General features: G+C 62.4%; 3 protein-coding genes. 2 read left to right on the forward strand and 1 reads right to left on the reverse strand.

What is annotated here, in order from left to right:
- Position 1: 1 nt before the first annotated feature.
- Positions 2 to 754, reverse strand: a complete 753-nt coding sequence (gene rlmB / locus AC1D1P_RS20150; RefSeq protein WP_477649216.1) for a 23S rRNA (guanosine(2251)-2'-O)-methyltransferase RlmB — start codon at positions 752 to 754, stop codon at positions 2 to 4.
- 159 nt (positions 755 to 913) lie between these two features.
- On the opposite strand from rlmB, the gene AC1D1P_RS20155 reads away from it, so the two are divergent.
- Positions 914 to 1,792: a c-type heme family protein gene (locus AC1D1P_RS20155; protein ID WP_477669368.1), complete on the forward strand. Its 879-nt coding sequence runs from the start codon at positions 914 to 916 to the stop codon at positions 1,790 to 1,792.
- 59 nt (positions 1,793 to 1,851) lie between these two features.
- A partial coding sequence (locus tag AC1D1P_RS20160; protein WP_477674188.1) for a serine/threonine protein kinase occupies positions 1,852 to 2,710 on the forward strand: 859 nt, incomplete at its 3' end.

Raw genomic sequence — 2,710 nt, forward strand, 5'->3', positions numbered from 1 at the left:
GTCATGCCCTGCGCTGGCGCAGGGCTTCGTACAGGCACACACCGCTGGCTACGGACACATTCAGGCTTTCCACCGCGCCATGCATCGGGATGCTGACCAGCTCATCGCAAGTCTTGCGCGTGAGCTGGCGCATGCCCTCACCTTCAGCGCCGAGCACCAGCGCCACAGGGCCTTTCAGGTCCACGTCGTAAATTGTTTTTTCCGCATCGTCGCTGGTGCCTATGCACCAGATGTTGCGTTCCTTGAGCTCGCCGAGGGTACGGGCCAGGTTGGTCACCATGAAATAGGGCATGGTTTCGGCGGCGCCACTGGCGACCTTTGCGACGGTCGCATTGATACCGGCCGCGTGGTCCTTGGGCGCGATCACCGCATGGGCGCCGGCGCCATCGGCCACACGCAGGCAGGCGCCGAGGTTGTGCGGGTCGGTCACGCCGTCGAGCACCAGCAGCAGCGGCTGGGCAACACCGGCTTCTTCGAGTTGCTCCAGCAATTCGTCGAGCGATTTGACCTGCGCCAGTGCGTCGACCCGGGCCACAACACCCTGGTGGCCGTGGCTGCCGCACATCTTTGCCAGGCGCAAACCGTCGGATTCGATCAGCCGCACACCCGCCTCCCGGGCCCGGTCCGTGAACTGGCGCATGCGCGCATCGCGGCGGGACACATCGAAAAACACTTCCAGGACGGATTGGGGCGCTGTTTTGATACGAACGCCGACGGCATGGAAGCCAAAAAGCACTTTGGGAGAAGAAGACATGGCAGCGATTATCACTGTTGGCCGTAATTGGCATTACTACCGGTGTATCGGGTGCGACGAGCGGGGCACAATGGCCCCCGGGCAGGACTAAAATAGTAACAATTTGTTGGACCTGCTGAATAATCCCGCTCTGCTGACTGCAGGGCACCTGGAGGCGCTATGGGCTTGAGACTGAAATTCAATTTGGTGCTGGTCGTGGTTTTTTTGGCCGGCTTTGCCGCGGCCGGCTACATCTCGCGCCAGCTGCTGCAGGACAATGCGCGCGAAGAGGTGCTGCGCAACGCCCGCCTCATGATGGACACCGCGCTTTCCGTACGGGCCTACACCGTCGAGCAGATCAAGCCGCACCTGGACAAACAACTCGAGGAAGTGTTCCTGCCCCAGACCGTTCCGGCCTACGCCGCCACCGAAACGCTGGGCCACATCCAGAAAAAGTACCGTGACTACGGCTACAAGGAAGCCACGCTGAACCCGACCAACCCGCGCGACCGCGCCACCGACTGGGAAGCGGACATCGTCCAGCAATTTCGCCAGAATGCCGAATCGAAAGAACTGATTTCCGAGCGTTCCGCCGCCACGGGCCGCCTGCTGTACATTGCCAAGCCCATCCAGATCACCAACGCGGCGTGCCTGCAGTGCCACAGCGTACCGGCCAATGCGCCCGCCAGCATGATCAAGGTCTATGGCGAGGCTAACGGCTTCGGCTGGAAACACAACGAAATCATCGGCGCGCAGGTTGTCACCGTTCCCATGGACATTCCCATCCGCAACGCAGACCGCACCTTCAAGACCTTCATGGCCTCGCTGGCAACTGTCTTCGCCGTAGTTTTTGTCGTACTTAACCTGATGCTGAGCTGGCTCATCGTGCGGCCTATCCGCCGCATGTCCCAGGCCGCCGACAAGGTGAGCACCGGTGACTTTGATGTACCGGAATTCGCTGACGGCGGCAAAGACGAAGTGTCCGTGCTCGGCGGCGCGTTCAACCGCATGCGGCGCAGCCTCGAAAAAGCCATGCAGATGATCGACCACGGCGCCTGATGTCCAGCCGGGCTCAATAATTCACAGGCACCCTCAGCCCCCACGAATCGATCCCACGAATGGAAGAACCGGAAGAAACAACGCAAGCCCTGCCCGTGCGTCCCACAGGCGGCGAAGGCAAGGACGCGGCTGCGCTTCTGCCGGGGCAAACCGTTTTTGAATATCGCATCGACAAGATGCTGGGCGGTGGCGGCTTCGGCATCACCTATCTGGCGCAGGACATCAACCTGCAGCTGCCGGTAGCCATCAAGGAGTACTTTCCCGGCGACCTGGCCGTGCGTTCGGAAGACCTGTCGGTGCACGTGCGCTCAAGCGCGAACAACGGCCAGTTCAATTGGGGGCTGGAGCGTTTCCTCGACGAAGCGCGGGCGCTGGCGTCCTTTCGCCACCCGAACATCGTGCGGGTGCTGCGTTACTTCAAGCAAAACGGGACCGCCTACATCGTCATGGAATACGAGTCCGGCGACCCGCTCAAGCGCTGGCTGGCCAGGCAGCCGGCGCTGGACCAGCAGGGCCTGCTGAAGATCATCTACCCGTTGATGGACGGGCTGGAAGCGGTGCACAAGGTGAATTTCCTGCACCGCGACATCAAGCCGGACAACATCTACATCCGCGCCGACGGCACGCCGGTGCTGCTCGACTTCGGTGCCGCCCGGCGCGTGACCGGCAACCACGACATGACCAACATCGTGAGCCCGGGCTTCGCACCGTTTGAGCAGTACCACAGCAAGGGCCACCAGGGGCCTTGGACGGACGTCTATTCGCTGGGGGCGGTGATGTACTGGATGACGACGGGCCACAAGCCCATGGAGTCGGCCTCGCGGGTGCGCGAGGACACCATGCCCAAGGCGGCCGACACGGCCAGCGCGGTGGTCTTCGGTGCGCCCCTGCTGCGCGCCATCGACTGGGCCATGATGC

This window comes from Polaromonas sp. P1_E1_2 (assembly GCF_056406035.1).